This window comes from Shewanella sp. GutDb-MelDb (assembly GCF_002836075.1).
In the GTDB taxonomy this organism is placed as follows: domain Bacteria; phylum Pseudomonadota; class Gammaproteobacteria; order Enterobacterales; family Shewanellaceae; genus Shewanella.
On record NZ_PJBM01000207.1, the window covers coordinates 1 to 8,670 of the forward strand.

Here is an 8,670-nt window from a genome sequence, read left to right on the forward strand (position 1 = left end):
TACCAGTTAACTCTCCGACATACCCAGGGGTCTGGATATAAATAACAGCAAATAGAGCAAAAGGAAGTAACATAAGGATCCATGCTGATAACCGTCCTTCTGCAGATAAAGTTCTCACTCGACGCCTAAAGGTAAATCTCAGCCTAATAACTCGAGCTAAGTTCTTAATATTTTCAGCTAAATTTCCGCCAGTTTCTTTTTGCACCATCACAGCACTTGCAAATGCCATTGCGGATACACTTGGTACTCGCTCAATAAACGCCAAAATGGCTCTTTTCGTGTCCTTACTGTAATTAATATTGGCGAACATTAGACTAAACTCTTTCGAAAGTGGCCCTTCCATCTCCTCTGTAACAAGTTTTACCGCATCAGAAAATGAATAACCGGCCTGCAAAGCCCTTCGCAATACATCTAAAGCATCAGGAAAGCTCTCTTCAATTTTGTCCATTCGCTTTGATGTATCACGGTTGAGCTTGAAGTTAAATAAATAGAGAATCATTGCGAACGCTAACAAAGCCGCTAATGGCTCAGCCAAATAGACCCAAGCTGCAATACCTGCAATCGAAGCACTAATAAAGGCTAAGATTATAAATTGATGACCCATCATTTTATAATCAGCAAGCTCCAACCGATAGCTTATGCTTTCTATGAACTCAATACTTTCTAACCATCGGCCAGCAGTACCAAGCTTTCCAAGTCGGCTCTTGCGAAGTAAAGACGTTTCGTAAGTAATATCTCCTGACTGTTCTGATAATTTTTTTAAACGTTTACGAATTAATGCAGTATTGGCTCGCTGTGGGCTATAAACAGGTAGAAACAAGGCCTGCGAGAGAAAAATTACAGCAACAAAAATAAGGCCGAGAAATATGAGTTGATTGGAAAACATTTAAGACCGCCTTTAAAATTCTGCAAATGGATCGCCACAATTGAATAAATTATAAGGCAACTCAATTCCGTGTAGTTTCAGCTTGGTGTGGAAGCCAGGAATGACCCCTGTTGCTTCAAACTCGCCTTTGATTTGCCCATCTTCGTCCAGCCCTTGTCTAGAAAATCTAAAGATTTCCGACATCGTAATAATGTCGCCTTCCATGCCGTTAATCTCTTGAATGCTTGTTATTCTCCTTCTACCATCCTCCTGACGCTCAAGCTGTACTACTAAGTCTATCGCTGAAGCTACCTGAGTGCGGATGTTACTCACTGGCATATCGAACCCCGCCATACAAACCATATACTCTAATCGCCCCAGGGCGTCACGAGGACTGTTTGCATGCAGAGTTGTTAAGGAGCCTTCATGGCCTGTATTCATCGCGGTCAACATATCCAAAGCTTCACCACCACGAACCTCACCAATCACAATTCTATCGGGTCTCATTCTTAAACAGTTCTTAACTAAGTCACGCTGTGAAACTTCCCCTTTACCCTCAATATTCTGTGGACGAGTCTCTAACCTTACCGTATGAGGCTGCTGTAGTTGTAATTCGGCTGAATCCTCAATGGTGACAATACGTTCATCGCTTGGAATAAAACCAGATAACATATTCAGTAAAGTAGTTTTACCACTGCCTGTACCACCTGAAACTAGGATGTTTAGTTTTCCTTTAACCGCACCTTTAAGGAGTTCAATCATCGACTCAGTAACCGAACCAATATCAATAAGCTGTTTCGCATTAAGCTTATCGACTGCGAACCGTCTAATCGACAATGATGGTCCATCTAAAGCAAGCGGTGGGATAATGGCGTTCACACGCGATCCATCAGCTAATCGAGCATCTACCATAGGTGAAGATTCATCAATACGTCTCCCTACGCTGGAAACAATCCTATCGATGATATTAAGTAGGTGTACATTACTATGAAACTTTATATTTACAGGTTCAAGCTTACCTCTACGTTCTATGTAAACTCGATCAAACGAGTTAACTAAAATATCCGAAATAGAGGGGTCAGCCAATAGTGTCTCCAAGGGACCTAGCCCTAACACCTCATCAATAATAAGCTTTATCAAACGTTTTCTGGTGGCTAAATTAATTGGTATATGAAATTCGTTAAGTAATTGGCTACTAATCTCACTAATCTGCTCTCGAGCTTGATCCTTAGATATCGTCTCAATTAATGATAAGTCCATAACACTCAATAGCTTATCGTATAATTGAACTTTAATATCCTGTTCTTCCTGAGTTAATGGCTGGAAGTCATTAATCCCTTGGGTCTCTTTATTTATTTCCATATCATGTCCCCAATAGTCTTTTCCAAAAACCAGCCTTCTTAGAAGGCTTACTATTAACTTCAGGCATAAAATTATTTGCAATAAGCTTCATGTCTAAAAACATTTGCTGTTTCTTAGCAATTTCAGTAATAGGCTTCCCTAACTCCACACATTCACTAGATAACTTATAATCATTAATAATAGTGAAAACGGATGTAACACCAATCGCTTCTTTTATATCAGAGAGCTTAATATTAGAGTTTTTGTCGTATCGATTGACAATAATACTAATTCTTTCGTGTGCAACTCCCATATTTGATGTCAACTGGAGGATCAAATCCTTTGTTTGACGTAGATGCATAATATTTTGCTGAGTAACAACCAAAATATTAGCATCATTAAGCATATCGCCATTCCAATATTCAGGACCACGAGAAAAATCCAATACCACTTGGTTATAGAAGTGCCTACACTTCCAGATCAATTCTTTGTTCCGGCTTAAATCTAAGTCATTATTGGTGTTTAATAGTTCAAATGGTTTTGACGCCAATAAATTCAAATTCCCCTTAATCACCATGGTGCTTTTCAATGCGACTTCATCTAATTCTTCTAATGAGCCTAAAACATCACAAAGTGAATACTTTGGCTCAAATCCAAACATGTGCGCCAACGTACCGTGATGGAGATCGGTATCGATTAATGCAACACTGCCTTGCACTCTTTGAGACACAACGTCAGCCAAACTGGCTGCGATAAAGCTTGCTCCCGAACCAGCCTTACCATTAATAACGGCTATCACGGGTGCCAAATCAGCTTGTTCAATTAATTTTAAAGACACCTTTTCCAGCGAAGAAAACAACTCTTCTTTACTCGCACCAAAAGGGATGAAATCACTCACTTTATATTGAAAGGCTAATCGAAGGATCTTCTGTGGAGTATCCAGACCAAGTATTATAATGTCAGTATTAAAGTTTGAAGCATAAGTTAAGGCTTTAACCGCTTCGGATTCATCATTTGGTAGAACTAATAATATTAGATTAAACTCAACTTGTTCCTTACCAATAAAAGCCTCTAGATATGAGGTTTCACACCATTTAAAGTTATCATATTTAGCAAAATGGTGAGTCATCCACTCCAAAGGCTCATTTCCATTACTCGCAACTATCGCTTGCACTGGAAATGGTAAAGACATATGCAAGCTTGACTCTGGGTTTTGGCTATTATCTGGAACATATAACTCTAGCGGCTTATCCATTTCGCTCCCTATCCCATAAGTTTAATACCACTACATTCACTATAGTCATAAATCCCTAATTCATTTAAATATTTACCGATTAATTTGAGAAAAGTTAGCTACAGTCGGATGTACCGCCTTTAAAAACGCCTAAGCTTTCTCTTGGTAAAGTTGCTGAAAAAGTGGGGGAATTAAGTGTACGTGATAGGCCTGGAATCAGAAATTGGTGTTTATAACCTGTAATTTCAGCTCTAACTAGCCGAATGAGACCGTGATCACTGACTAAATCTTCTATAAGGGTGCCATCCAATTTTAGATAACTAATCGTTAGATTATCATTGGACAAGTTAGGGACTAAGTCAGCACCATTAAAAAGCGCTTGGGAACGAATATCAGTACTCAGCTGGCAAACTACAGCTATTCTCGCAGCACGTCGCGCAGCTTCATGTAAAACACTATAGGTATACAACAACCGACCTACTTCTATAGCAGAAAACAGCACTAAGAAAAATACACTCGCGACAATAGAAAACTCAATAGCATAAACTCCTTTAATATGCTTCATATTGCCCTCACTGCATAGGTTGAATTCATGCTAAAGCTCAGGTCTATGCCCTCCCCCGAGCCAAATCCAGACATTTTATCGAAGAAAATAGGCGTCCAATCATAATCGACTGAAATAACCATAATACCGCTATCAATGGGAAATTCTGAAATTGAGATATCAGTGATACTAATACCAGATAATTGTGTGGTTGCTCCGGAACTGGCACCATATATAAGTATATTTGTAGTTTCGGAGATACAGCCATTACAATATGCGTCGATTAAATCTGAGGGTACACCGTTCCCGGTAGTGATTATGGTTTGGGACAAATGACGGCCAGCATCGCGTATCATTCTTGTTAACTGACTGTATTGATAAAGCGCTCGTCCTAGTTCGGCTGTAAAAAATATTAATACCAAAAACAAAGGCAGAATAATCGTAAATTCGATTGCCGCTATTCCCCTTTGTTTTTTATACAATAATTGGTTCTTCATTGTGTTTCACCTAAGAGTCTGGACTGTCAGGGTCCCAATACAGGACAATCGTTGAGCTATCACCTACATAATCGGGATCTAAAGAAGCCTGGCCTGAATTTGAACAGGTCTTTAAAAACTCACCTACAATATATGAATCCTGACCGGTCTTACCCACCTTTTGCGTTAAGAAGAAGCAAGCTGTACCTAAAATGCTAACATCGTAAGTTCCGCCTGCATCCGGATCGCAAATTCCCACAATAACTTCGAGTTCCCTACGTAACGCTATAGCGTTTTCATCATCCGTCGTTGCGCAAGCTACTGGAGTCTCAGAATGATTGGCGGCGTCATAATCAGTCCAGCGATACGCACCCGCTATTGAGGTAGGATCGATAGCGGTTTGCATAACGGGTTTGCCCTTGTCATCAAACATCAGGTTTCCGCCATCATCGACAGCTTGAACTTCTTCGATGGTTACCGGTGTGCCCTCACATATATTAAAATCGCGCGGATTGTCTTCATTATTTGTTCCTGCCTCGCCCCAATCTGCAAAACGAGTATTCATTCCTTGAGCGGCTGGCCCAACCTTGTTTCCTGGTAGGGTTGTAGCCACAGTGCCTTTACTGACACACTGGTCTGGTGAATAATTGCCAGAAAAAGCGTCTCTTAAATCGCCCCCGCCACTATCACCATCTAGGCTAATCAACTGAAAGTTACCCGAGCCATTTGTACTTGGCTGATTAGCCCCTCGTTTCATCAAGTGCAACCCATCCGCTAATCCGTAATTGGTTTCAGCTGTTGAGCCCACTTTGCCACAAACCAGCAGTGGTAATACTTTGTTTACACAAGCGAGGTCTTGGCTACGTCCAGCGACAGCGGAGGCTCTTATTACTTTGTTAAAATCAAGAATGTCGGCAAGAAAGTTTGATAAAGAAACATCTTCAACTTTAACCCGAACATACCTAGTGCCTTCAGTAAGAACAGGGTTGAAAGGGTCTGGTAACTCAGAAAATTCGATTTTTAAACGGGGGGTTACCTGCGTGCTATTATAATCAGGACTCGACAAAGACACCGAGCTGTTCAGTTCACCATTTTCGTTAAACGATAAATTCTGCAGCAAGATTGAGTAGGCAGCTTGCCTTGCTTCAAACAATGTCGCCCCCTCTTGTAACTCTTTTGCTGCATTCAACGCCGCAGCATCGACTGCATTTTGTAAACGGCCTTTACTTAGTAGCATATGGCCACCATCCAGCGCTAAGGCCGACATAGCAACAATTGCAAAAATACCAAGGGTAAACATCACCAAAATCGCACCGGACTGTCGATGTAATGAAGTTCCACCTTTGTTTGTGTATCCACTATTTAATAACATCATGGCCTTTCACCTCTGACCTAATTACTGCTTGAACCCGAGCCGGAGCTACCTGAACTACTTGCTTTGGTCGACCCCATATTCTTAGATGATTGCGGTTTAACGCTACTATCTCGGTATGCTTGCATGACCTTTTCACCATAAGTGCCATCAAGACTAAGTATAGTTCCATCATTACGTTCTGGGGCTTCAACATCGAGTATTTGAACTTGTTTTATTTGATAGTAACTTTCACCCATTGGAAAATCATTAATTTGAGTACAGCCATTAAGGGAAAATACTGTAAGACAGCTCACCAACGAGATACACCATTTTTCTCTAATTCTTAATAAATTCATTATGCTATCTCCATAACTCTAAATTACCGCTCTATCTCTATTGACTTAAAGTGAATGACCATACTTCTGTTGAGTTCCTGTATCGTCAATATTAGTATCGGATCTGGCAGGCTCATAAGGTGTTTCACCGTCATTTTCAGACTTTTCTTTATGAGATAGCTTTCCTAATAGGTAGAATTCAACATCAGATGGCAACACAAATCCGTCAGTAGGTAGAGAAATATCTTTGCGATTAAAGGGACGAACAAGCCTAGGCGTTACTAGGATCACCAATTCACTTTGCCCATTCTGAAAGCTCTTGCTGGTGAATAGTTGTCCTAAAATAGGGATGTCTCCTATCCCTGGCAATTTATCTATATTTTCTCTTAGAGTGTCGCTGATTAACCCGCTTATCGCGATAGTTTGTCCATCTGCGAGTTCCACTGTTGTCGCCGTACTTCGTTTTACTAAAGACGGGACAATCAATGATGTGGACGTATTACCCGATATTGAAAAGCCATTTGCAGTACTAATTTCACTTACAACAACATTTAAATTTAAGTTAATTTGTCCTGAATCGAGCACTGTTGGCACAAATTTAACCCCAACACCGTAATCTCGATACTCAATGGTTGTGTTACCGTTCTCACCTGGCACCGGAATAGGGAATTCCCCACCAGAAAGGAACTCTGCAGATTGACCGCTCATGGCAGTAACATTGGGTTCTGCTAACACTTTTGCCAACCCATTTTGTTTCGCGACGTCTAGCGCAAAATTCATCATCAAATCACCGTTAACGTATCGTGCAAACAGACCTTTTCCGTCTACACCACCAATGCTCCCAGGATTAAAACCACCACCGCCGCCGATAACACCTCCAGAAAGATTATCGCCTTGATTAAAAATAAAAAATTTGGAATCAAATTGACGCGCTACATTGCGCTGCACTTCCGCAACCACGACTTCCAACATGACTTGGTGGTCTCCCCCAATGGTCATCATATTTAAAACCCTGCTTGGTGCAGTACCGCCGGCAGCGGCTTCAGCGTATCCTTGGGCGAGCTCAACAGCTGTATTCATTTTTTGTAGGTTAGATGCTTGGCCACTGAGAAGTAACTGTCCTTGAGATGTTTGAACGCCCAATTTTTCAGATGGAAGGAACTGGTGTAATCGTGTCTTTAACCCATTTAAATCATGAGTAACTTCAATATCCATAATGCTGGACAGTACTTCATTTTTGTCCCAAATCATTATATTAGTACTACCCAACTGCTTGCCTAATATATAAAGTTCATTATTTGGTAAGAGTTTAATATCTGCAATACTAGGGTTTCCTACTGATACGCGATGTACAGGCTGATTTAACATCAATACCTTAGACTTGAAAATTGGAATCTGTTTAATATCATTTCTAACACCTGCAGTAGGACCTCCAGCTTGTGCAACTGACGTAATTAACATAGCTAACAAACAGACGATTGAACAATGACGAAAAAATGACATGTTACTCTCCTTAAAACACGATACTTAACGCTTGTGTCATTAACTGTTAATTATTGACTTTAATCTCTTGCTCTTTCATTCCTTTAAGCAAAATTACTTTTTGTTTACTTCTATTAGAGACGCTAGCCACTTGCTTAATTTCAACTGGTTGAGCACTTTCAGTGTTAACTTCTGCAGTTTCGTCTATGGTTGCTAATTCAATGACAGCCGTATCATTTGGGTTTCGCAGTGCTAGCTGTAATGAACCTCTACTCTTAGCAATCATCAGCACTTCTGCTTGCTCTAAGCTTAACTCCAGTGTTACAGCTCGGACCACAACGGGTTTATTTTCATCATTTGAAGCTCTTTGATCAATCGCGAGAATCTTTACATTAGAAAGTACAACGTCAGTTTTCAAACCATTTGATTTAAAAATATTAATAATATCGACCCTATTTCCAGGAAGTAGAAAACCTGCAACACCAACTACATCGTTCACCCTAATAGTTACCGCCCGCATTGTGGGTGTGATTAAACTGGCTAAAGTACTCCCTTCCCCTTTAACGGTTAACCTTTCTTTCCTCAACACTTCTCCAGCATATAATCGTTGTTTAACGACTTTACCTTCAGCATCTTTAATATCCTGTATTGCTCCCTTAGGAATAAATGCTTCTGGTACCGATGTTAATGCTAGGTGCTTACGCTCTAATATCGCGCCTAAAGGCACTTGAACTGCCATTGTAATGACATTGCCTGTTTTTCCTGAAACCCCAATTTGACTGTTACTTTTAAGCCAGTTTTGAGCGAGATAAACAGCAGTAACGCCAAACACGAGTGATAAAATGACAAATAAGAGAGTTTTGTTATTCATTTGTCGCTCCTAAAAGATAAAATTAAATTTGAATTTGAATGTTATACATTTAGACAAAATAAATGGACCATGCCGAATCTACCAATGAAGGCGTTATGACGGGCTCAAATTCCATAAAGCTAATTTGATCTGACATAATCCCTAACAAATCTCTCGGATAACAAGGGA

General features: G+C 40.3%; 9 protein-coding genes. All 9 read right to left on the bottom strand.

Features of this window, described 5'->3' with window-relative positions; genetic code table 11:
• Nucleotides 1-886 (bottom strand): type II secretion system F family protein (locus tag CXF82_RS10265; RefSeq protein ID WP_102044139.1); only part of this gene is annotated, 886 nt, incomplete at its 3' end.
• Nucleotides 887-898: 12 nt separating this feature from the next.
• Nucleotides 899-2,227, bottom strand: coding sequence for a TadA family conjugal transfer-associated ATPase (locus CXF82_RS10270; protein WP_101089083.1), 1,329 nt, complete (start codon nt 2,225-2,227; stop codon nt 899-901).
• 1 nt (nt 2,228) lies between these two features.
• Nucleotides 2,229-3,461, bottom strand: coding sequence for a CpaE/TadZ family protein (locus CXF82_RS10275; protein ID WP_102044140.1), 1,233 nt, complete (start codon nt 3,459-3,461; stop codon nt 2,229-2,231).
• A 94-nt stretch (nt 3,462-3,555) separates the two neighbouring features.
• The gene (locus tag CXF82_RS10280; RefSeq protein ID WP_101089081.1) at nt 3,556-4,005 is read right to left on the bottom strand and encodes a TadE/TadG family type IV pilus assembly protein; all 450 of its coding nucleotides are present in this window, start codon (nt 4,003-4,005) and stop codon (nt 3,556-3,558) included.
• The gene (locus CXF82_RS10285) at nt 4,002-4,481 is read right to left on the bottom strand and encodes a TadE/TadG family type IV pilus assembly protein (protein ID WP_101089080.1); all 480 of its coding nucleotides are present in this window, start codon (nt 4,479-4,481) and stop codon (nt 4,002-4,004) included. The genes CXF82_RS10280 and CXF82_RS10285 overlap by 4 nt, the downstream gene beginning before the upstream one ends.
• Nucleotides 4,482-4,491: 10 nt before the next feature.
• The gene (locus CXF82_RS10290) at nt 4,492-5,835 is read right to left on the bottom strand and encodes a Tad domain-containing protein (protein WP_257982767.1); all 1,344 of its coding nucleotides are present in this window, start codon (nt 5,833-5,835) and stop codon (nt 4,492-4,494) included.
• A 17-nt stretch (nt 5,836-5,852) separates the two neighbouring features.
• Nucleotides 5,853-6,170 (bottom strand): hypothetical protein, encoded by a 318-nt coding sequence (locus tag CXF82_RS10295; protein ID WP_232775105.1) that lies wholly within the window; start codon nt 6,168-6,170, stop codon nt 5,853-5,855.
• A 45-nt stretch (nt 6,171-6,215) separates the two neighbouring features.
• Entirely contained in the window at nt 6,216-7,652 is a 1,437-nt protein-coding gene (locus tag CXF82_RS10300; RefSeq protein WP_102044141.1) for a type II and III secretion system protein family protein, read from the bottom strand.
• Nucleotides 7,653-7,698: 46 nt separating this feature from the next.
• Nucleotides 7,699-8,502 carry a Flp pilus assembly protein CpaB gene (gene cpaB / locus CXF82_RS10305; RefSeq protein WP_102044142.1) on the bottom strand — a complete coding sequence of 268 codons (804 nt, stop codon included), beginning with the start codon at nt 8,500-8,502 and terminating at the stop codon, nt 7,699-7,701.
• Between the last annotated feature and the right edge of the window lie 168 nt (nt 8,503-8,670).